We start from the raw sequence: 19,038 nt of genomic DNA on the forward strand, positions 1-19,038 counted from the left end.
CGGGAGGACACCACGGTGACGGCAGGGGAGCAGGGAGAGGACGGCCGGTCCTACGGGATGGCGGTCGAGGTCGGCCTCCCGTACGACGAGGCGGTGACGCGGGTCCGCGACGCGCTGGCGGCGCGGGGCTTCGGCGTGCTGACCGAGATCGACGTCGCGGCCACCCTGCGGGCGAAGCTCGGCGTCGAGGTGCCGCCGCAGGTGATCCTGGGCGCCTGCAACCCGCCGCTGGCGCACCGGGCGCTGCAGGCGGAGCCCGACGTCGGGCTGCTGCTGCCGTGCAACGTCGTCGTCCGGGTCGGCGAGGACGGCGTCACCCGGGTCGCGGCGATGGACCCCGACGTGATGGTCGAGGTGACCGGCCGGGCCGCGCTGGCGCCGGTCGCCGCCGAGGCGCGCGACCGGCTCGCCGACGCGCTGGGTGAGGTGGCCGACGCCGCGCCGGTCGGCTGAGGGCGCCGGGGTGGACGCGGCCCGCCGCCCGCACGTGGTGGTGCACGCCGCGGTCTCCCTGGACGGCGCCAGCACCGGGTTCCCGGTCGACGTCGGACGCTTCTACGCCCTGGCCGGGACCTGGCACGAGGACGTCACGCTGACCGGGGCCGACACCGTCCTCGCCCAGGAGGCCGACCTGGCCGGCGCCCCGCAGCCGGGACCGGCGGCCGACGGGCCCCTGCTCGCGGTCGTCGACGGCCGCCGGCGGGTCACGGCGTGGCAGGCGCTCGCCCGGGCCGGCTACTGGTCCGGGGTCCTCGCCCTGCGGGCCGGCGACGTCCCGCCGGGCGCCGCGACCGACGTCGAGGAGCTCTCCACCGCAGGGGACCGCGTCGACCTGGCCGCGGCGCTGGCCGAGCTCGGTCGCCGCGGCCTGCGGCGGGTGCGGGTGGACAGCGGCGGGAGGCTGACCGGCGCGCTGCTGGCCGCCGGCCTGGTCGACGAGGTCAGCCTGCTGGTCCACCCCGTCCTCGTCGGTGCCGGTCCCCGCTGGCACGGTGCGGCGCCGCTGCCGCTGGTGCCGCTGGAGCTGACCGACTGCGGGAGCCCGGACGGGGGCGGCGGACTCGTGTGGCTGCGCTACCGCGTGCGGCGCGGCCAGGACACGAGGTCCACGCCGGGCGGGTGAGCGGCACCGGTCAGGCGGGCGGGGCGTCGCGGCCCGCACGGCCCGCGTGGAGGGCGCCGTACACGTCGAGCAGCCGCTCGCGGGCCGCGTCGGGCAGCGTCGGCACCGGCAGCGCCCGCAGCGCGGCGGCCGTGCCGCGGACCTGCTCGAGGTAGACGACGCACGGGTCGCACAGCTCCAGGTGCGCGCGGACCGCCCGGTCGACCGGCTCGGGCAGCGCGCCCTCGAGGTGCTCGGTGACCAGCTCGACGAACTCCTGGCAGGCGACCTCCAGGACGTCGTCGGCGGAGGGGCGGGGCGCCGGCAGCTCAGCCACGGCCCTCTCCTTCCCCCGGTGCACCGCGGTACACGTCCTCGAGCCGGGCGCGCAGCCGCGCGCGGCCCCGGTGCAGCAGGATCCGCTGGTTGCCGGCGCTGATGCCCAGCCGCTCGCAGACCTCCTCCGACGTCAGGCCGTGCACGTCGCGCAGCTCGACCACGGTGCGCTGCCGCTCGGGCAGCTCGGCCAGCGCCGTACGCAGCTCCCGGCGGACCTCGCCGGCCTCCACGGCCTCCTCCGGCGGGGGGTGCCAGGGGCGTGGCGCGCCGGCGTCGGTCCAGTGCCGGGGCCACCGGTCCGCGCTGCCGCGGAAGCGGGCCGGGTCGACGGTGGGGCCGCCGTCCGGGCCGTCCTCGTCGGGGAAGGCGGAGGACCACGGCAGCACGCGGACCTCCCGGGCGCCCCGGGAGCGGGCCTGGTTCTCGAGGATCCGGAACACCCAGGTGCGCAGCGAGGACCGGCCCTCGAACCGGTCCAGCTGCCGGATCACGGCCAGCCACGTGTCCTGCACGACCTCCTCGGCGGAGGCGCGCGTCGACACGTGCAGCAGGGCCACGCGCAGCAGCGCACCCGACCAGGCGTCCACCAGGTCCCCGAAGGCGCCGCGGTCCCCGGCGCGCAGCCGCCCGAGCAGCTCGGCCTGGGCCTCGCTCCCGCCCTCCCGGACGGCGGCGGCGACCGCCGAGGAGCCCGACTCCTGTGGCATGGACCTGCTCCTCGCGCCGCGACGACCGGGGACGGGGAACCGCTGCGGCCATCCTGCGGAGCCGGGACCGGGGGCGTCAGGGGAGGAGGTCCCGCCGGGACGCTCACCTCCGGGCCCGCTCGGCCTGGTCGATCGCCCACGCCGCGTTGACCAGGCCGATGTGGCTGAACGCCTGCGGCACGTTCCCGAGCAGCTCGCCGGTGGCCGGGTCGACCTCCTCGGCCAGCAGGCCCAGGTCGCTGACGAAGCCGGCCGCCCGCTCGAACACCGCGCGGGCCCGCTCCACCTGACCGGCCAGCGCGAGGGCCTCGGCCAGCCAGAAGGTGCACAGCAGGAAGGTGCCCTCCTCGCCGGCCAGCCCGTCGACCCCCTCCTCGGTGCGGTAGCGGTAGACCAGGCCCCGCTCGTCGGTGAGCCGGTCGGCGATCGCGTCGATCGTCGCGAGCATCCGCGGGTCGTCGGCGGGCAGGAAGCCGACGATGGGCAGCACCAGGTTCGAGGCGTCCAGCGCGGTGGACCCGAAGGACTGGGTGAAGGCGCCGGCCTCCTCGTTCCACCCCTGCTGCAGCACGGTGTCGCGGATCTCCTCGCACGTCTTCGCCCACTCGTCGACCCGGTCCTCGCAGCCGAGCCGGGGGGCCAGCTCGATGGCCCGGTGCAGCGCCACCCAGCACATGACCTTCGAGTACAGGAAGTGCCGCGGCTCGCCGCGGACCTCCCAGATGCCCTGGTCGGGGTCCCGCCAGCGGACCGCGGCGGTGTCGGCGCAGGAGGCGAGGAACCAGCGGGTCTCCTCGTCGAGCCCGGCCAGCTGGTCGCGCAGCCGCGCGGCCGCGCCGAGCAGCTCCCCGTAGACGTCGACCTGGCGCTGGTCCCACGCGCCGTTGCCGACCCGCACCGGGCGGCTGTCCCGCCACCCGCGCAGGTGGCCCAGCGTCCGCTCGCTGAGGTCGTGCTCCCCGGCGACGCCGAACATGATCTGCAGCGACACGTCCGGGCCGATGCCCCCGGCGCCGGCGGTGGTCATGAAGGCGAAGAAGTCCTCGGCCTCGTCGGGGCAGGCCGCCACCCACAGCGCCTCCATCGTGAAGCTGGCGTCGCGCACCCACGAGTAGCGGTAGTCCCAGTTCCGCTCGCCGCCCACGCCCTCGGGCAGCGACGTCGTCCCGGCGGCGACGACCGCGCCGCTGGGCTGGTACGACAGCCCCTGCAGCACCCGCCCGGAGAGGTGGACCAGGTCCGCCCAGGGGCCGTCGTAGGACTGGTGCAGGGCGCACCAGGACTCCCAGGCCTCCAGCGTGCGGTCGAGCAGCCCGGCCAGTTCCGGCTGGGACCACACGTGCGCGGGCACGGGGTCGCCGAGGGTGCTGCGCTGCAGCGCCAGGTGGACGACGTCGCCGGCGCGCAGCCGCAGCCGCGCCCTGGCCCGGCCCTCGTCGAGCTCCGCCGGCGCCGGGAGGGTGAGCACCAGCCAGTCCGCCCCGCCGCGCGCGGCGACCCCGCCGTCGAGGTGGGACAGCAGCGGCACGATGAGCCCGTACTCCGGCCGCGGCCGGTAGTCGACGAGCACCTCCACCTCGCCGGCGGTGCAGGCCAGCCGGCGCACCAGCACGTGCGGGGCGTCGACGCCGATGCGGTGCCCGCCGTTGTCCGGCCCGAGCCCGAGCGCGTCGGTGAGCACGAGCTCGCCGCCCGCGGTGCGGAACGTCGTCTCCAGCGCCAGCGAGCGGCCGGCGTACCGGCGGGTGGCCGTGAACTCGCCGTCCGGGTGCACCGACCAGTGGCCGGCGTCGTCGTCGAGCAGGTGGGCGAACACCGCCGGGCCGTCGAAGCGCGGGAAGCACAGCCACTCCACGGTGCCGCCGCGGTCGACCAGCGCGCAGGAGTGCCGGTCGGAGAGGAAGGCGAGGTCGGCGATGGGGGTGGAGCTCATGGCGGTCTCCCGGGGTCGAGCGGTCGTGCCTGTGCAGTCGCGCCGCCGCCGGTGCCGTTACGCGTAACGCCCGGCCGGGGGGTGGGGACGGGGACGGCGAGAGCGAGGAGGTCGCCGTGTCCGAGTCCCGTGTGTCCGAGGTGCTCGAGGTGGACGTCGTCGTCGTGGGTGGTGGCCCGGCGGGGGAGGTGGCGGCGGGCCGCTGCGCCGACCGCGGCCTGGAGACCGCCCTGGTCGAGAGCGAGCTGGTCGGCGGCGAGTGCTCCTACTGGGGGTGCATCCCCAGCAAGACGCTGCTGCGTCCGGGGGACGTGCGGGCCGCGGCGGCGCGGGTGCCGGGCGCCGGCGCCGTGCTCGACGTCCCGGTCGACGCCGCCGCGGCGTTCGCCCGCCGGGACTACATGACCGCCTCGTGGGACGACCGCGGTCAGCAGGAGTGGCTCGCCGACCACGGCATCCGCCTGCTGCGCGGGACCGGCCGGCTCGCCGGGCCCCGGTGCGTGCAGGTGGCGGGCGGGCCGCTGGTGACCGCCCGGCGGGCGGTCGTGCTCGCGACCGGGTCGGTGCCGGTGCTGCCCCCGGTGCCCGGGCTGGCCGACGTGCGGCCCTGGGACAACCGGTCGGCGACGTCGGCGAAGGAGGTGCCCCGGCGGCTGCTCGTCCTCGGCGGCGGCGCCGTCGGGCTGGAGATGGCGCAGGCGTTCCGGCGGCTGGGCGCGGCCGAGGTCACCGTCGTCGAGGGGATGGACCGCCTGCTGCCGCGGGAGGAGCCCTTCGCCGGCGAGCAGGTGCGGGAGGCCCTCGAGCGGGAGGGGGTCGCTGTGCGGCTGGGCACCCTGCTGACCGGCATCCGCCGCGAGGGGTCCGACGGGCCGGTGCGGGCCGCCCTGCACACCGGTGACGAGGTGACCGCCGACGAGGTGCTGGTCGCCGTGGGCCGGCGGCCCCGCACCGGCGACGTCGGGCTGGAGACCGCCGGGCTGACGCCGGGACGGCCGGTCCCGGTGGACGACCGGCTGCGCGCCGTCGGCGTCGCGGGGGAGTGGCTGTACGCGGTCGGCGACTGCACCGGGCTGGCCCCGTTCACGCACATGGGCAAGTACCAGGCGCGGGTCGCCGCGGACGTGGTCACCGGCCGGGACGCCCGGGACCGCGCCAGCCGCGACGCCGTCCCCCGGGTCACCTTCACCGACCCGCAGGTGTGCGCGGTCGGGCTCACCGCCGCCCAGGCGCGGGAGCGCGGCCTCGCCGTCCGCGTGGTCGACGTGGGCACCGGCGAGGTGCCCGGGTCCTACGTCTCCGGCGAGGGGCTCGGCGGGACGACGCGGCTGGTCGTGGACGAGGCGGCCGGCGTCCTCGTCGGCGTGACCATCACCGGCAGCGGCGTGCAGGAGCTCCTGCACTCGGCGACGGTCGCGGTGGCCGCCCGGGTGCCGCTGGCCGACCTCGCGCACGCCGTCCCCGCCTTCCCGACGGTCGCCGAGGTGTGGCTGCACGCCCTCGAGGCGGCGGGGACCTGACGGGGTGCGCCGTGCCCGAGGTCTCGTTCACGAACCTGCTGGTGGTCGCGGCGGTCGCCGCGGCGGTGCCGCTGGCGCTGGGCTGGGCGCCACGGCTGCGCGTCCCGTCGGTGGTCCTGGAGATCGTCGCCGGGGTGGTGCTCGGCCCGTCGGTGCTGGGCTGGGTCGAGGTGGACCTGCCGGTGCAGGTGCTGGCCCTGGTCGGGCTGGCCTTCCTGCTGCTGCTCGCGGGCCTGGAGATCGACCTGCGCGGGCTGCGGGGGCGGTCCCTGGGGACGGCGGGGCTGGGCTACGCGGTCAGCCTCGGGCTGGCCGCGCTGGTGGGGCTGGGCGCCGACGCGCTGGGCTGGACCGCGAGCCCGCTGTTCCTCGCCGTCGCGCTGACCGCCACCGCGCTGGGGCTGGTGGTCCCGGTGCTCAAGGACGCCGGGCAGGTGGCCTCCCCGGTGGGGCAGACCACGATCGCCGGCGCGTCGGTGGCCGACTTCTCCGCCATCGTCCTGCTCACGCTGCTGTTCTCGGCCTCCGGCGGGGGCGCGGGTACGACGGCGGCCGTCCTCGCGGGCCTCGGCGTGCTGGTCGCGGTCCTGGCCGTCGTGCTGGGCCGGATCGGGATGTCGATGCGCCTGGGGGACGTGCTCGTCCGGCTGCAGGACACGACGGCGGAGATCCGGGTGCGGCTCGTGGTGGTGCTGCTGTTCGCGTTCGTGGTCCTCGCCGAGCGGCTCGGTCTGGAGCTGCTGCTCGGCGCGTTCCTGGCCGGCGCCCTGGTCGGCGTGCTCGACCGCGACTCGGCCACGCACCCGCACTTCCGCCTCAAGCTGGAGGCGATCGGGTTCGGCTTCCTGATCCCGGTGTTCTTCGTGGCCAGCGGGGTGCGGCTGGACCTGCGGGGGCTGGTCGAGGAGCCGGGCGCGCTGCTGCGGGTCCCGGTGTTCCTCGCCGTCCTGCTCCTCGTGCGCGGCCTGCCGGCGGTGCTGCACGTCCCGGCGCTGGGCCGGCGGGGCGCGGCCGCGGTCGGGCTGCTGCAGGCGACCTCGCTGCCGTTCCTGGTGACCGCGGTGCAGATCGGGGAGGCCACCGGCCGGCTGGACCCGGTGACCGGGGCGGCGCTGGTCTGCGCCGGGCTGCTGTCGGTGCTGGTGTACCCGGCGGTGGCGCTCGGGCTGCTGGGCCGACAGCCCCCGTCCGACCCGGTCCCCGAAGTGCCGGCACCGGAACCCGCGCGTGCCGGCTGATCCCTCGGACACGGGGCTCCGGCGGTGCCGCCGCCGGACTCCCCGTGTGAGTGAGTCCGGGCCATCGTGACGCCCGCACGCCCCGATCCCCCTGGTTGGCTGCGACACGGCGGCCGTCGTGGTCGGGGTGCCCGGGCCGCCTCACCAGGCTCGTCAGCGAGGTAGCGGAGCCGCGAGGCTCGGTCAGAGGAGCGTCTGTGCACGTCATCGAGGCCAACCAGCCGAACCGCACGGAACGGGAGTTCGGCCCGGCGCTGGCCCGTCAGCAGGGCATCCTCGTGCTCTGCCCGTTCGTGGCGCACGGCAACCGGACCCGGGAGCTGGACGCGGTCACGATCACCCCGCACCGCATCACGGTGGTGGAGGGGAAGGGCACCAGGCTGACCGGGCAGCTCGTGCCGGCGCTCAACGGGCCGTGGACGGTCGGTGGGACCGCGGCGGACTTCGCGGGGAACAAGAACCCGTACGCCCAGGCCCGGCAGGCCGCACAAGTCCTCCGCGGCGCGGCGCGGGACGCGGCGGTGCCCGGGATGCCCTTCGTCCACTTCGGCGTGGCGGTCGCCGGTGAGGGCGTGACGACCGAGACCCCGGCGTTGCGACTGGGCGACGGCCACGTCTGCGTGATGGAGGACCTCCCGCACGTGACGACCCTGCCGGCCGACCGGCCGGCGGAGGTCACCCTCGAGACGGCCGCCGCGCTGCTGCAGATGCTGGGCGTGCAGGTGGACGGGGCGACGCTCCGCCGGCAGGGCTTCACGTCCCGGGCCGACGTCCCCGCGCCGCGCCGGGCCGCCCCCACCGGCCGTCCTTCGGGGGGATACGGGGGCACCGCACCGCTCCCCACCGCCGGGTTGCAGCGGTCCGGCTCCGCCGGAGGAGAGGTGGTAGCCACCGTGGCCGCGTACCTCGGCGGGGCGACCGCCGTCGAGGCGGTGCTGTACTGGGCCTACAACTCGGTGGACTCGGGGCTCCCCGGAGACCTGCTGCGCACCTCCATCGGCATCGCCGTGCCGGTGGTGGCGCTGTTCGCCCTCTTCCGGGTGAACGCGCTCCTGCGTGGGGCGATCAAGGCGGGGCGGCGTGCGCGCGTCCTCGACCCGGAGCTGCGGGCGGCCTTCGCCCGCAGCCAGGAGACCGTCGACAGGCTGAACCGGAACGCCGCCGCTCGGCGGCGCGCCGAGCTGCGTTCGAGGCTCCGCCCGGTTCGCCTCCTGCGCAGCAAGGGAGTCCTGGGCGCGTTGGCGCTGGCCCTCGGGATCGGCCTGTGGGAGCTGGGCTCAGCGCTGCAGCCCTCGGCGTTCGGCTACGAGCTCACCACCGGCGGGCAGTTCCTCACCGCCGTCTCCGCCGTGTTCCTGCTCGGCTACGGATACGTCGCGTGGGACCGCCGGAGCAACGCCAAGAGCCTCGCCTGCTTCCGCGAGCAGGGCGAGCGGGAGCGGGAGTTCTACAGTCGCCCCGAGGTCATCGAGCAGGCGCGCATCAACCGCACCAAGCGGGACTACCTCCGGGGCTGACCGGCCTGCTCGGGCGGGCCGCCCGGGAACCGCGTCCGGATGGTCCGGGACCGGACGAGGTGGCCGCGCGGGGGGACGGTCGCGACCTCCCGCGGGACACTCGTGCTCTGCCCCGCGGGAGTGGGCAGAGCACGAGCGGCCGGGCGGTGGAGGCCGGGCCGCGCCGGCCGCCGTAGCCCCAGCGGGCTGCATACCGGCCGCGGCTGAACGTGCCGCGTTAAGTGATCTCGCCCGACCGGGGCACCGCGAGGGTGCTCGACTCACGTCGGCTGACGACGAGGCCGGCGGGGTAGACGTCCGGTGCCCCCCGCGACCCACGCTCCAGCCGCGCTCGTCGGGGTGGAGGACGTCCGGTGGTCCGCCCCCGCCGGCAGCGCGGTGCCCAGCACGGCGACCGAGGACGAGGGGTTCCGGAGCGGGACGGTCGGCGTCAGCGCACGGTGGTGGCCTGCGGTGAGGTCCGCGGCCGCGGCACGGCGGCGGCCGTGCCGGGCACACCGAGGCGCTCGGCGATCCGGTCGGCGACCCGCAGCGCGTTGGCGACGATGGTCAGCGTCGGGTTCACCGCGGTGCTCGACACGAAGAACGACGCGTCGGCCACGTACAGGTTCTCGACCTCGTGCATGCGGCAGTCCAGGTCCAGCGGCGCGGTCGCCGGGTCCGGCCCGAAGCGGATCGTCCCGTTCTGGTGCGCCACCCCGCCGATGCCCAGCTGCCCGCCGGCGTACTGGCGGTTCTCGTACACGTCCTGCTCGCAGCGGATGGAGTCCAGCAGGCCCATCAGGCGCATCCGCAGCCGGGCGACCTCGGCGGCGTTGGTGCGGCGGTAGAACAGCCGGATCCCGCCGTCGGCGTCCACGGTCACCCGGTTCTCGTCGAGCGGCAGGTCCTCGGTGGTGAGCCAGAAGTCGATCGAGTGGCGGGCGAGGTCGGCGGGGTCCCGGGCGTCGGGGACGTCGAAGCCGATGAGCACCGCGTCGCTCTTGCCGTTCATCTGGATCGAGCCGACCGGGTACTCCCAGTCCGGGTCGAACGGGTCGGACCAGTAGAGGTCGTTCACGCCGATCGTCTTCTGGAAGCGCGTCGGGTTCGGCGTCTTCGAGAACGCCACCAGGCCGGAGTTGTTGTGCAGCATGAGGTGCCGGCCCACGTGCCCGGAACCGTTGCCCAGCCCGGCCGGGTGCCGGTCGGACGCCGAGGCCAGCAGCAGCGCGGCGGAGTTGATCGCGCCGGCGGCCAGGACGACGACGTCGGCGGTGTACTCCTCGCGCTCGCCGTCGCGGTCGACGACGACCCGCGAGACCCGGTGGCCGGAGGCGTCGGTCTCCAGCCGGACCACCCGCGCCCGGGTCCGCAGCTCGACGTTCGGCGACCGCAGCGCCGGCCGGACGGTCATCACCTCGGCGTCCGCCTTGCCCTGCACCAGGCACGGGAAGCCGTCGCAGGTGGCGCAGCGGATGCACGCCGACAGGTGCGGCTGCGCCTCGTCGCGCAGGATGCCGTTCGGCAGGGAGAACGGGTGCAGGCCCGCGGCGGTCAGGTCGGCGCGCAGCTGGGCGATCCGCGGCTCGTCGCTGATCGCCGGCCACGGGTACGGGCCGGACGCCGGCGGGTCGTCGGGGTCCTCGCCGCGGGTGCCGTGCACCTGGTAGAGCTGCTCGGCCCGGTCGTACCACGGCGCCAGGTCGGCGTAGGTGACCGGCCACGCCGGCGAGACGCCGTCCACGTGCTGCACGGGCCCGAAGTCCCGCTCGCGGAAGCGGTAGAGGACCGCGCCGTAGAACTTGGTGTTGCCGCCGACGTAGTAGTGCTGCTTGGGCGTGAACCGCCGCCCGTCGGCGCCGTCGGTCCACTGGCCGCTGTTGGCGTAGCGCTTGTCGGCCCACAGCGCCCGCGGGTCCCAGTTCTCGACCTCCCGCGGCAGCCAGTCGCCGCGCTCGAGGACCAGCACCCGCTTCCCGGTAGGGGCCAGCGCCCAGGCGACGGCGCCGCCGCCGGCTCCCGACCCGATGACGACGACGTCGGCGTGCTCGGCCATGGGGTCCTCCTCAGGTGATGGCGAGCGGGGTGACCCAGGCGCCGGTGGCGCCGCGCAGCTTGGCGTGGCTGACGACGAGGCAGAACTCGCGCAGCCCGGCCGCGGCCGCCTCGGCCAGCCGCAGGTTCTCCAGCACGACGACGCCGTGCCGGACGTTGAGCGTCTGCGGGACGACGAACGGCTCGTCGGGGTCCTCGGCCGGCACCGGGCCGTGGCTCCAGGTGTCGCAGCCGGTCAGGGCGATCCGCCGCTCCGCCAGCCACCCGGCCAGCTCCAGTCCCGGGCCGGGCTCGCCGGAGGAGTACCGCCCGGGGTCCTCGCTCCAGAACCGGCCCCAGCCGGTGTGGAACAGGACGGCGTCCCCGGGGCGCGGCGTCCGCCCGCCGAGCGCGGCCCGGGCGTCGTCGACCGTGACGACGTCGCCGGGGCCCAGGGCGTCGACCCCGCGGACGGCGGCGACGTCGAGCAGCAGGCCGCGGGTGACCACCTGCGGCAGCGTCTCCGCGCCGAGCCGGGCGGTGCCCCACTCCTCGGCGATGTCGGCCAGCCGGTGGCCGTTGTAGGTGCGGTCACCGACCTGCAGGTGGTTGAGCGCGTCCAGGTGGGTGCCCATCTGCTGGGTGGCGGTGATCTGCTCGACCACCCAGTTCACCCCGTTGCGGCCCCAGCCCTCGGGGCCGCCGCCGTCCGGCCGGCGGCGGTTGACGAAGTGGGCGTTGGTCGTCAGGTAGGAGCGGAACGTCCGCCCGGGGAAGGCCGGGACGTCGGCGTGCAGCACGTGCGCCAGGTCCAGCACCCGCCCGGTGCGCACCAGGGCGACCGCCGCGAGGACGACCTCGGGCGTGATCTCGTTGAGCGCGCCGGCGGCGTCGTCCGGGCCCCAGCGGGAGGGGAACCAGCCCGCCGTCCGCTCGTCGGCGGAGGGCGGGCGGTCCAGCGCCGTCACTCCGAGGACCAGGTGGTCTCGAACGACGGGTAGAGGGTGAGCCCGCCGTCGACGAACAGGGTCTGGCCGGTGACGTAGGCGGCCTCGTCCGAGCAGAGGAACGCGGTGATCGCGGCCATCTCCTCGGCGTCCCCGGCGCGGCGCATCGGGATGTGGCTCTCCACCATCTGCCGCTTGACGGGGTCGTCGATCCAGGACCGGTTGATCGGGGTGACCGTCGCGCCCGGGCCGATGCCGTTGACCCGGATGCCGCGGGCGGCGTACTCGAGGGCGAGGGTGCGGGTGAGGTTCTGCATGCCGCCCTTGGAGACCGAGTAGCCGAGGAAGCGGGGCTTCGGGATCACCTGGTGGACGCTGGAGACGTTGACGATGCAGCCCGGCGAGCCGGTGCCCAGCCACGTGCGGACGGCCTGCCGGCTGCACAGGAACGCGCCGCGCAGGTTGACCGCGAGCACCCGGTCGAAGGCGGCGGCGTCGAGCGCGTCGCTGTCGGCGGCGACCTGGATGCCGGCGTTGTTGACCAGCAGGTCGATCCGGCCGTACTCGCCGAGCGCCTGCTCGAACATCGCGCCGACCTGCCCCTCGGAGGACACGTCGGCGGCCACCAGGATCGGGTGCGTGCCGGCCGCGGACATCTCCTTCATGCAGATCTCCACGCCGTGCTCGATCGCCTCCCGGGTCTCCTCGGCGCCCTCGGGCGCGCCGACGTAGTTGATGGCGACGTCGACGCCCTCCTGACCGAGGCGGATGGCGATCGCCTGCCCGATGCCGGAGCTGCCGCCGGTGACCAGCGCCTTCTTGCCCTGCAGACCCTTCACGTCCTGCTCCTGTCGGTGAGTGCCCGTGCCCGTCCCTCGGTGAAGGAGGCGACGGCGTCGTCGGGCGTGCGGATGCGGCCGGCGCCGACCAGGGCGCCGAAGGGGGCGTTCCAGAACGGGTCGTCCGACGTCGGCCCCTCGTGCGGGCCGACGTAGAGGTAGGGCTCCGGCGTCGCGTCGTCGCCGGGCGAGACCCCGTAGTTGACGGCGTCGAGGGTGATCGCCAGGTCCAGGTGCTCGGGCCACAGCACCGGCTCGGCCGGCGTGCCGAGCCCGGCGGCGAGGCGGCGCAGCGCGGCGTCGCCGAGGGCCCACCACGCGGCCAGCCGGTGCGCGGCGGCGGCGTCGACCGGCAGCGGCGCGTCCGGGTGGGGGACGGTGGCGGGGGAGTAGCTGCCGCGCAGGCCGAGTTCGACGCCGGCGGCGTCGGCCGCGGCCCCGAGCGTGGTGAGCGGGTGCTGGTGCCGGGCGTCCCCGTCGACGACCACCAGCCGGTCGGCGACGACGGCGAGCTGCCGGCCGCCGACGCCGCGGGTGGTGGCGTAGCCGCCCGGGAACGGGCGCAGCCGGATGGTCCCGGAGGCGGCGTACTGCCCGGCGGCGAGGACGTGCTCGGCGAGCAGGTGCCAGCTGTGCCGGGTCGTGGCCAGCGCCGGCGGCGAGGTGCGGGTCATGCACCCGTCGTCCCTCGCCGGCGCCGTTCGTTACGCGGGCCGGCCGGCTTCCCGGAGCCACCGGGAGCGGCACCCCGACCGCCCGCGGCGGGTCCGGCCGCGCCGTCCCCCGTCATCAGGAACCGCCCGGGGGGTTACCGTCCCCTGCGGACTGACGGGTTGCGGGCCCCCACGGTGCCGGGGCGCCCGCGGAGGCTGAGCCGAGGCGAGTGGACATGTGGCCGTCCGAGTACGACGACGCCGCGGCGGGCCTCTACGACGAGATCGTCCGCGACCTGTACTCGGCCGGGCTGACCGTCTACGGCGTCGCCGCCGGCCTGGGGCCCGGACCGTTCGCCGAGCGCCTGCGGGCGGCCACCGCCCAGCTGGACGACGCCATCAAGCGGATCCGGCTGGCGGTCCTCGCGCTCGCCGACCGGCCGGCGACCGACACCGGCAGGTACGCGTCCCGGCTGTTCGACACGATCACCGCGGCCACCCCGGGGCCGGCCGCCGCGCCGACGACCAGCGTCGCCGGGCCCCTCGGCGACCTGCCCGAGCCCGTCGTCGGCGAGCTGCTCGACGTCGTCCGCGCGGTCCTGACCCACCTCGGCGGGCACGCCGGTGCCGGTGCCGTCGAGGTCGTGGTCACCGTCGCCGACGGCGGCGTCACCCTGCGGGTCGTCGACGGCGGCGGCGGACCGGCGGCCCTCCCCGACGACGGCAGCCTGGCCGAGCTGCACCGGCGGGCGAGCGCGCGAGGGGGGTCCTGCGTCGTCGAGCCGGGACCCGCCGGTGGCACCTGGCTGACCTGGGCGGTCCCGCTGCGGTAGCCCCCGCGTCCGGCTGTGTCACCGGCGACCGGTCGTCGCCGGGTCCGCGACGGCGTCGAAGTCGACGACCGCGCCGTCGGCCGGGGTCGTCCGGCACGCGAGGACGACCCCGGCGCCCGGGCCCGATCGGGCGCGGCAGGTCCCGCACGCACCGGCCCGGCAGCCGTACGGGAGGTCCAGGCCCGCGCGCAGCCCCGCGTCGAGGACCGACTCCCCGGCGGCGACGGGCACCGCGTGCTCGGCGCCGCGGTGCCGGACGCGGACGGTGCCCCCTCCGGCGTCCGCGGTCACCGGTGGTGCGGCGGCGAAGGTCTCGGTGTGCACCCGCCCGGGCGGCAGGCCCAGGTCGCCGGCCAGCGCCCGCCGGACCTCGGCCGTCATGGCGCCCGGTCCGCAGACGAACGCCTCCTCGACGCCGGCGAGGTCGCCGCGGTCGGCGAGCAGGCGCAGCACCTCCCGGTCGATGCGCCCGGGCAGCACCGGGGGACGGACCGGCTCGCGGCTGCGCAGGTGCACGACGCGCAGCCGGTCCGGGTACCGCTCCTGCAGCAGGGCCAGGCGCCCGGCGAACAGGGTGTCCGCCGCGGTGCGGTTGCCGTAGACCAGCGTGCAGCGGCTGCCCGGCTCGACGGCGAGCACGCTGGCGAGGACGGAGACCACCGGCGTGATGCCGCTGCCGGCGGCCACGCCGAGGACGTGGCGGGCGGCGAGGCGGGAGACGTCGGTGCCGAAGGTCCCGGCAGGCGGGGCGACGTCGACGACGTCCCCGGGGCGCAGGGCGGTGGTCACCCAGGTGGACGTGCGGCCGCCCGGCAGCCGGCGCACGGCGATGCGCAGCTCGCCGTCGGTGACGCCGCTGCAGACGGAGTACGGCCGGGTCACGACGGCACCGCCGACCCGTGCCCGCAGCAGCACGTGCTGACCGGGCCGGAAGCGGAACACCGGCACGAGGTCCGCGGGGAGGGCGAAGCGCACGGAGACGGCGTCCGGGGTCTCCCGGCGCACCTCCGCCACCCGCAGGCGGTGGAAGGCCGGCGCCTCCGGCCGCGCCGTCGCTCCCGCGGGGCGGGCGATGCGGACGAGGGTCAGCAGCAGCACCACGGTCACCGTGCCCGCCACGACGGCGCGCGCGACGCCGGTCCCGGCGTCGGTGCCGGCGGTGACCAGGTGCACGGTGGCCGACCAGAACAGCAGGTAGCTGGTCAGGTGGACGCGCTTCCACCAGCGCCGCGGCAGCCGGGACGCGAGCAGCGAGGTGCCCAGGACGGCCAGCAGCAGGTGGCCGGCGACCACGCCGAGGGCCACCGGCACCGGCCGCCAGTCGCTGGCCAGGGGCACGAGCAGGTCCGGGAGGCCCATCTGCACGTAGCCGTCGAGCAGCAGCCCGGTCAGGTGCAGGCCGGTGAAGAGCACCGCGAGCACGCCGAGGAAGCGGTGGACCGCGGCCGTCCACGCCCCCGGTACCCGGCGTCCCAGCAGGCCGCCGTGCAGCAGCAGCCCCCACACGACCGTGGCGGACAGCAGGGCCCAGGCGACCAGGCCGCTGGACCGGGCGAGCCACCACCAGAACTGCGGGTCGCTCACCGCAGCACCCCCGCGGGCACGCCGGCGGTGAGCCGGGCACCTGACGCGGTCACGGCGACCGCCGCGGCGCCGTCGAGCAGGCCGAAGCCGGCCGGGCCGCCGACGGTGACGGCCGTGGCCAGCACCTCGGCCTCCCACGCCTGCTCCGCGACGACGGTCGCGGCGACGACCCCACCGTCGGCCGGCGTGCCGGTGGACGGGTCGACGAGGTGGTGCGCCTGGGTGCCGCCGGCGCGCCACCGGCGTTCCAGCCGGCTGCTGGTGGCCACCGCGCCCTCGGGCAGGGCCGCGCGCAGCAGCTCCCCACCCGGGCGGAGCGGGTCGGGCACGGTCACGACCCAGCCGGCCGGGGTCGGGGCCTCGCCCGCGGCACGGAGGTCGCCGCCGACGTTGACCAGGCAGCCGGCGGCGCCGGCGGCGCGGAGCTCGGCGGTGACGAGGTCGGCCGCCAGGCCCTTGCCGATGCCCCCGGGGTCGACGGCGACACCGGGCGGCAGCCGCACGACCGAGGCGACCGGGTCGACGTCGATGCCCGCGCAACCCGGTGCCGGGCCGGGGGAGGCGATCGTCGCGGCGGGCACCGCCTGCACGAGGGCCAGGTCGCGGTCGTAGCCGAGCCCGAGCAGCGCGGCGTGCACGGTCGGGTCGAACAGTCCGCCGGTCCGGCGCCACCCGTCGAGCGAGCGGCCCACCAGGACGGCGGTGTCGGCCGAGACGGGGACCGGCCGGCCGGCCGCGGCGTTCAGCGCGCTGACCTCGCTGTCCGGGCGGAACCGGCTCCAGCGGGCCTCCAGCTCGTCCAGCCTCCGCCGGGCGTGGGCCAGCAGCGGCGCCGGGTCGTCGGCGACGACGACCACGTGAGCGGTGGAGCCCATGACGGGGAAGACGGCCTCAGCTGGCATGGCTGCTGGTGGTCGGCGGAGCGGTCGTCGGGGCCGGCCGGGACGCGGCCGGCTGCTGCGGGTCCACCGTGGTCGACGTCCCCGGCGCGGTCGTCGCGGTGCGGGCGTCGTCGGCTGCCGCGGCCATGCCACCCATCAGGGCGAGGGTCGCGCCGACGCTGGCGCCGAGGGCCAGCACGCGCGCGCCGACGGCGGTCCGGGCGCGGTCAGTCATCGCGCTCGCCCTCCCCGTCCTCGGAGCCCTCGTCCCCGTCCTCGTCCTCGGGGGACCCGTCCTCGTCCCGGTCGTCGTCCTCCGGGGACCCGTCCTCGTACGCGTCGCCGTGGTCGGCCGGCGGCGGGGCGACGTCCGTCGCCGGTCCGGAGGGCGTGCCGTCGTCGGGGGTGGTGACGGCCGGCAGGGTGCCGGCCCCGTCGGGCCGGTCCCCGTCGAACAGGCCGGCGTTGGCGGCCAGCGCGGAGCCGCCGCCCAGCAGGGTCAGGGCGGTCGCGACCGCCGCGATCGTGGTCCGTCGGTACACCGGAGCCTCCTCGCGGGAACTGCTGCCGGACCCGGTGGACCGGCACGCCAGCCACGCTAGGAACGGCCGGGGAAGGGGGAGGCGGGGCGGAGGTGAGCCGCAGGTAAAGGACCCGCCGGTGCCGTCGGGAGGCCGACCACGGCCTGCAGGCCCCGGCCGGCCGGCCCCGGCCGCAGCTCGACGGTCCCGCCGCCGGCCTCGGCCAGCCGGCGGGCGATCGGGAGCCCGAGCCCGGAGCCCGCGCGCGGTGCGTCCGGCGCCCGCCAGAAGCGGTCGAAGGCCCGCTCCCGCTGCTCCGGGCCCAGGCCGGGTCCCTCGTCGGTGACGGTCACCTCGACGCGGCCCGGCGGCCGTGCGGCGACGGCGACCCGCACCGTCCCGGCCGGCGGGGAGGCGGTGACGGCGTTGGAGATCAGGTTGTCCAGGACCTGCTCGAGCGCGCCGGGCACGGCCGTTCCCGTGGCGTCCACACCGGGCCCGGCGGTCAGCCGGACGCCGCGCCGCCCGGCCGCGGACCGCCACGCCTCGAGCCGGCCGGCGACGACGTCGGCGACGTCGACGGGGACGGGGACGACCGCGCCGGCGTCGGCCCGGGCCAGGACGAGGAGGGACTCCACCAGCCGCGCCAGCCGGTCGGTCTCGGCGACCGCGGCCTGCAGCTTCGGTTCCTGGTCCGGGGGCAGGTGCCGCTCGAGGTTCTCCAGCCGCAGCCGCAGCGCCGTCAGCGGGGTGCGGAGCTGGTGGGCGGCGTCGGCGACGAACTGCCGCTGGGAGTCCAGCAGCCGCTCCAGCTGGTCGGCCGTGCGGTTGAAGGTCCCGGCCAGGGACCGCAGCTCCGGCGGGCCGGCGGTCGCCGGGACCCGGGTGCCGAGCCGGCCGTCGGCCAGGTCCCGGGCGGCGTCCTCCAGCAGCCGGACCGGGCGGGTGACCTGCCGGGCCAGCACCGCCCCGACGACGGCCACGACCAGCAGCACCACCAGCGACAGCAGGCCCAGCCGCAGCCAGTTCTCCCGGATCCGCTCGTCGAGCTCGGCGATCGGGTAGCTGACCCGGACCGCGCCGTGGACCTGCCCGCCGGAGGTGACCGGGACCGCCACGTAGACCAGGTCGCCGCCGAGGGTCTGCGAGCCGCGGGTGCCGGTGGCCCGCTCCCCGGACAGCGCGGCGGCGACCTCCGGCCGGTTGGTGAAGTCCTCGCCGCCCGTGCCGGGGTCCGCGGAGTCGGCCCGGGCGATCCCGGCGCGGTCGACGACGACGATCCGCCCGCCGCCGGCGGCGTACCCGGCCAGCAGGGTGTCGATCCGCGGCGAGGCGCCGGCCTCGAGGTCGTCCTCCACGACCGCTGCGACCGAGGTGGCGTCGCGCTCCAGGGCGGCGTACAGCGCGTCGCTCCCGTGGTCGGCGAAGACCAGGCCGAGCGGCACCACCAGGACCGCCAGCACCAGCGCGGTGATCGTCAGGTAGGAGGCCAGCAGGCGGCGGGTCATGGCGGGACGTCGAGGCGGTACCCCACGCCGCGGAGGGTGGCGATCCAGCGGGGGTCGCCGAGCTTCCTGCGCAGGGACGCGACGTGCACGTCGAGGGTCTTGGTCGATCCCCACCAGTTCTCGTCCCAGACCCGGGCGATGATCTCCTCGCGGCGGCGCACCGTCCCGGGTTCCTCGGCCAGCAGGGCGAGCAGGTCGAACTCCTTGCCGGTGAGCTCCAGAGGGCGCCCGGACAGCAGGACCTGCCGGCCGCGCCGGTCGACGGTCAGCGCCCCGAGCTCCTGCCGCCCGCCGGCCGCCGGGGTCCGGGCGCCGCGCCGGAGCACCGCGCGGATCCGGGCCACCAGCTCGCGGAAGCCGAACGGCTTGACCACGTAGTCGTCCGCGCCGAGCTCGAGCAGGAGGACCCGGTCGAACTCGTCGCCGCGCGCGGTGACCACGACGACCGGCGTGGCGGACCGGGCGGTCAGCGTCCGGCAGACCTCGCGCCCGTCGACGTCGGGCAGGCCGAGGTCGAGCAGCACCAGGTCGGCGTCGGGGTCGGCGAGGGCCGCCTGCCCGGTCCGGACCCACCGCACCCCGAAGCCCTCGTACTCCAGGCCCTCGATGAGCGGCTCGGCGATCGTCGGGTCGTCCTCCACCAGGAGGAGCCGGGGACCCCGCGGCCTCGGGAGGGAGCCGGCCCGGGGCGCCGCACCCGGGTCCGCGCCGACCGACGTGCGCACACCGACCTCCCTGCGGTCCCCGGGACACCACGGTGCCCACCGGCGTCACCGGGCGTGCAGGGCCGAAGGTCGCCCGGTCCCGGGTCCCTCGGCGGCCCGCCGTGCCGGGCTCCCGCCGGGCCGCGAAGGCCCGGGCGCCGCGGGACGAACGGCACTGACCCGCGCGCGGCGGCGT

The 19,038-nt window shown here is 76.9% G+C and carries 19 protein-coding genes; 6 read left to right on the top strand and 13 right to left on the bottom strand.

The window, feature by feature from the left end:
* Positions 1-15: 15 nt before the first annotated feature.
* Positions 16-453 (top strand): DUF302 domain-containing protein, encoded by a 438-nt coding sequence (locus ACI79L_RS03150; protein ID WP_456935374.1) that lies wholly within the window; start codon positions 16-18, stop codon positions 451-453.
* Between the two features lie 10 nt (positions 454-463).
* Entirely contained in the window at positions 464-1,123 is a 660-nt protein-coding gene (locus tag ACI79L_RS03155; RefSeq protein WP_456935375.1) for a dihydrofolate reductase family protein, read from the top strand.
* A 10-nt stretch (positions 1,124-1,133) separates the two neighbouring features.
* Here ACI79L_RS03155 and ACI79L_RS03160 read toward each other — a convergent pair whose 3' ends face one another.
* The 3 genes from ACI79L_RS03160 to ACI79L_RS03170 form a co-directional block, all read right to left on the bottom strand.
* Positions 1,134-1,439: a zf-HC2 domain-containing protein gene (locus ACI79L_RS03160; protein ID WP_456935376.1), complete on the bottom strand. Its 306-nt coding sequence runs from the start codon at positions 1,437-1,439 to the stop codon at positions 1,134-1,136.
* Complete coding sequence (locus ACI79L_RS03165) at positions 1,432-2,148, bottom strand: RNA polymerase sigma factor (RefSeq protein ID WP_456935377.1); 717 nt, start codon at positions 2,146-2,148, stop codon at positions 1,432-1,434. The genes ACI79L_RS03160 and ACI79L_RS03165 overlap by 8 nt, the downstream gene beginning before the upstream one ends.
* A 103-nt stretch (positions 2,149-2,251) precedes the next feature.
* A complete protein-coding gene (locus ACI79L_RS03170) occupies positions 2,252-4,081 on the bottom strand; it encodes a glycoside hydrolase family 15 protein (protein ID WP_456935378.1) in 1,830 nt (609 codons plus the stop codon).
* A gap of 116 nt (positions 4,082-4,197) precedes the next feature.
* On the opposite strand from ACI79L_RS03170, the gene ACI79L_RS03175 reads away from it, so the two are divergent.
* The 3 genes from ACI79L_RS03175 to ACI79L_RS03185 all read left to right on the top strand — a co-directional run bounded on the left by ACI79L_RS03175 (position 4,198) and on the right by ACI79L_RS03185 (position 8,356).
* Positions 4,198-5,601: a dihydrolipoyl dehydrogenase family protein gene (locus ACI79L_RS03175; RefSeq protein ID WP_456935379.1), complete on the top strand. Its 1,404-nt coding sequence runs from the start codon at positions 4,198-4,200 to the stop codon at positions 5,599-5,601.
* A gap of 11 nt (positions 5,602-5,612) precedes the next feature.
* A complete protein-coding gene (locus tag ACI79L_RS03180; protein WP_456935380.1) occupies positions 5,613-6,839 on the top strand; it encodes a cation:proton antiporter in 1,227 nt (408 codons plus the stop codon).
* Positions 6,840-7,036: 197 nt separating this feature from the next.
* The gene (locus tag ACI79L_RS03185) at positions 7,037-8,356 is read left to right on the top strand and encodes an NERD domain-containing protein (protein ID WP_456935381.1); all 1,320 of its coding nucleotides are present in this window, start codon (positions 7,037-7,039) and stop codon (positions 8,354-8,356) included.
* A 430-nt stretch (positions 8,357-8,786) separates the two neighbouring features.
* On the opposite strand, the gene ACI79L_RS03190 is transcribed toward ACI79L_RS03185, so the two are convergent.
* The 4 genes from ACI79L_RS03190 to ACI79L_RS03205 are packed head-to-tail and all read right to left on the bottom strand — an operon-like array spanning position 8,787 to position 12,832.
* Entirely contained in the window at positions 8,787-10,394 is a 1,608-nt protein-coding gene (locus ACI79L_RS03190; RefSeq protein WP_456935382.1) for an FAD-dependent oxidoreductase, read from the bottom strand.
* Between the two features lie 10 nt (positions 10,395-10,404).
* On the bottom strand, positions 10,405-11,340 hold the full coding sequence (locus ACI79L_RS03195) for a cyclase family protein (RefSeq protein WP_456935383.1): 936 nt from the start codon (positions 11,338-11,340) through the stop codon (positions 10,405-10,407).
* Positions 11,337-12,158, bottom strand: coding sequence for a glucose 1-dehydrogenase (locus ACI79L_RS03200; protein ID WP_456927122.1), 822 nt, complete (start codon positions 12,156-12,158; stop codon positions 11,337-11,339). The genes ACI79L_RS03195 and ACI79L_RS03200 overlap by 4 nt, the downstream gene beginning before the upstream one ends.
* Positions 12,155-12,832 carry a hypothetical protein gene (locus ACI79L_RS03205; RefSeq protein WP_456935384.1) on the bottom strand — a complete coding sequence of 226 codons (678 nt, stop codon included), beginning with the start codon at positions 12,830-12,832 and terminating at the stop codon, positions 12,155-12,157. The genes ACI79L_RS03200 and ACI79L_RS03205 overlap by 4 nt, the downstream gene beginning before the upstream one ends.
* A gap of 215 nt (positions 12,833-13,047) precedes the next feature.
* Here ACI79L_RS03205 and ACI79L_RS03210 point away from each other — a divergent pair, with 215 nt between their 5' ends.
* Entirely contained in the window at positions 13,048-13,644 is a 597-nt protein-coding gene (locus tag ACI79L_RS03210; protein ID WP_456935385.1) for a sensor histidine kinase, read from the top strand.
* Positions 13,645-13,662: 18 nt separating this feature from the next.
* Here the strand turns inward: ACI79L_RS03210 and ACI79L_RS03215 are convergent, their stop codons facing one another.
* Genes ACI79L_RS03215 through ACI79L_RS03240 form a run of 6 tightly spaced genes read right to left on the bottom strand, consistent with a single transcriptional unit; the run spans position 13,663 to position 18,779 of the window.
* Positions 13,663-15,228, bottom strand: a complete 1,566-nt coding sequence (locus ACI79L_RS03215) for an FAD-binding oxidoreductase (protein ID WP_456935386.1) — start codon at positions 15,226-15,228, stop codon at positions 13,663-13,665.
* Positions 15,225-16,130: an FAD:protein FMN transferase gene (locus ACI79L_RS03220; protein ID WP_456935387.1), complete on the bottom strand. Its 906-nt coding sequence runs from the start codon at positions 16,128-16,130 to the stop codon at positions 15,225-15,227. The genes ACI79L_RS03215 and ACI79L_RS03220 overlap by 4 nt, the downstream gene beginning before the upstream one ends.
* Positions 16,120-16,344 (bottom strand): hypothetical protein, encoded by a 225-nt coding sequence (locus tag ACI79L_RS03225; protein WP_456935388.1) that lies wholly within the window; start codon positions 16,342-16,344, stop codon positions 16,120-16,122. Before ACI79L_RS03225 ends, ACI79L_RS03220 begins: the two co-directional genes overlap by 11 nt.
* Entirely contained in the window at positions 16,337-16,651 is a 315-nt protein-coding gene (locus tag ACI79L_RS03230) for a hypothetical protein (protein ID WP_456935389.1), read from the bottom strand. The genes ACI79L_RS03225 and ACI79L_RS03230 overlap by 8 nt, the downstream gene beginning before the upstream one ends.
* Positions 16,652-16,707: 56 nt before the next feature.
* Positions 16,708-18,138: an ATP-binding protein gene (locus ACI79L_RS03235; protein WP_456935390.1), complete on the bottom strand. Its 1,431-nt coding sequence runs from the start codon at positions 18,136-18,138 to the stop codon at positions 16,708-16,710.
* Positions 18,135-18,779 (bottom strand): response regulator transcription factor, encoded by a 645-nt coding sequence (locus ACI79L_RS03240; protein ID WP_456935391.1) that lies wholly within the window; start codon positions 18,777-18,779, stop codon positions 18,135-18,137. The genes ACI79L_RS03235 and ACI79L_RS03240 overlap by 4 nt, the downstream gene beginning before the upstream one ends.
* Positions 18,780-19,038: the final 259 nt, after the last annotated feature.

Source organism: Geodermatophilus sp. SYSU D00684, from assembly GCF_054050455.1.

Coding starts and splice junctions, on each gene's coding strand:
- ACI79L_RS03165 (WP_456935377.1), bottom strand. CDS start 2,148: ATGCCACAGGAGTCGGGCTCCTCGGCGGTCGCCGCCGCCGTCCGGGAG.
- ACI79L_RS03170 (WP_456935378.1), bottom strand. CDS start 4,081: ATGAGCTCCACCCCCATCGCCGACCTCGCCTTCCTCTCCGACCGGCAC.
- ACI79L_RS03190 (WP_456935382.1), bottom strand. CDS start 10,394: ATGGCCGAGCACGCCGACGTCGTCGTCATCGGGTCGGGAGCCGGCGGC.
- ACI79L_RS03205 (WP_456935384.1), bottom strand. CDS start 12,832: ATGACCCGCACCTCGCCGCCGGCGCTGGCCACGACCCGGCACAGCTGG.
- ACI79L_RS03210 (WP_456935385.1), top strand. CDS start 13,048: ATGTGGCCGTCCGAGTACGACGACGCCGCGGCGGGCCTCTACGACGAG.
- ACI79L_RS03220 (WP_456935387.1), bottom strand. CDS start 16,130: ATGCCAGCTGAGGCCGTCTTCCCCGTCATGGGCTCCACCGCTCACGTG.
- ACI79L_RS03225 (WP_456935388.1), bottom strand. CDS start 16,344: ATGACTGACCGCGCCCGGACCGCCGTCGGCGCGCGCGTGCTGGCCCTC.
- ACI79L_RS03235 (WP_456935390.1), bottom strand. CDS start 18,138: ATGACCCGCCGCCTGCTGGCCTCCTACCTGACGATCACCGCGCTGGTG.